We start from the raw sequence: 299 nt of genomic DNA on the forward strand, positions 1-299 counted from the left end.
ATCGTGTAGAAGAAAAGGATGATGGTGAGCTTGTGGTCGTCATCATGGCTGGATCCAGGGAAAACTTCTACGAAGAGTTAAAACGATATTTGAAATAGCGAAAGGATCCCGCCGCAGCGGGATCCTTTTTACTTGCTCACAAAATAATGATTTTTGTATAGATGTCAGCGTCACAACCAATGTTTTTCTTGTAACCAGTAGGTCAATGGTGTAATAATGAGTAGTAGGAAAGTTGGAAATTACGAAAGTAGTAAAATCTTAAATTGAGAATATAATGTAGGAAAGGTGGCGACCCTTAT

The 299-nt window shown here is 38.5% G+C and carries 1 pseudogene; it reads left to right on the forward strand.

Annotated elements, in window-relative coordinates:
• Nucleotides 1–98 (forward strand): annotated as a pseudogene (locus ASC93_RS32810) (type II toxin-antitoxin system RelE/ParE family toxin); the annotation flags it as partial.
• Between the last annotated feature and the right edge of the window lie 201 nt (nucleotides 99–299).

The organism is Massilia sp. Root335 (assembly GCF_001425685.1).
Classification (GTDB): domain Bacteria; phylum Pseudomonadota; class Gammaproteobacteria; order Burkholderiales; family Burkholderiaceae_D; genus Telluria; species Telluria luteola.